This window comes from Neisseria sp. P0021.S006 (assembly GCF_051956895.1).
In genome coordinates, this window is record NZ_JBQCWZ010000810.1 from 1 (window position 1) to 647 (window position 647).

The 647-nt window shown below is 45.3% G+C and carries 2 protein-coding genes; both read right to left on the bottom strand.

Going from position 1 to position 647, the window contains the following annotated elements; all coding sequences use genetic code 11:
- The coding region (locus ACTHUM_RS17230; protein ID WP_440403587.1) for a hypothetical protein at positions 1–208 on the bottom strand (208 nt) is incomplete at its 3' end.
- Positions 174–647, bottom strand: a 474-nt coding sequence (gene tatC, locus ACTHUM_RS17235; protein WP_440403586.1) for a twin-arginine translocase subunit TatC, incomplete at its 5' end; no start/stop codon positions are given. The genes ACTHUM_RS17230 and tatC, both read right to left, overlap by 35 nt.

The window sequence follows — 647 nt, forward strand, 5'->3', positions numbered from 1 at the left end:
ACACATTACTGCTTCGATTTCGGCAAAATCCTCGGTCAAAAATTTTAGCCGAATCAAAAGAATCTGGGCAGTAATGTTTTACGACTCCCCAAACATCCATCATACTTTTTCTTAAAAACTGAAGTGCGATGATACAAAGGCCGTCTGAAAAATTCTTCAGACGGCATTGATTCTTAAACTTCTGCCGGTGGTTGCGGTGTATCTTCATCTTCCTGCTGCGTTTTCGCTTTGATAAAGCGGCTGAACCAAATGCCTGCTTCGTAGAGCAGAATCAGCGGAACAGCAAGCAGGGTTTGAGAAATTACGTCAGGCGGCGTGATGATTGCAGCCACGACAAACGCACCGACAATCACATACGGACGCGCATTCTTAAGCTGTTCAGTCGAAACAATGCCCATTTTTGCAAGTAACACCACAACGACGGGAACTTCAAACGTCGTACCGAATGCAACAAACATGCCCAAAATAAAGGACAGGTATTTGTCGATATCGGTCGCCATATTGACGCCGACAGGGGTTACCCCGGCCAAGAATTTGAAAATAACGGGAAATACCAAAAAATAGGCAAACGCCATACCGACAAAGAAAAGCGTCACGCTGGACAACACCAGCGGCGTAATCAAGCGTTTTTCGTTTTGGTATAAGGC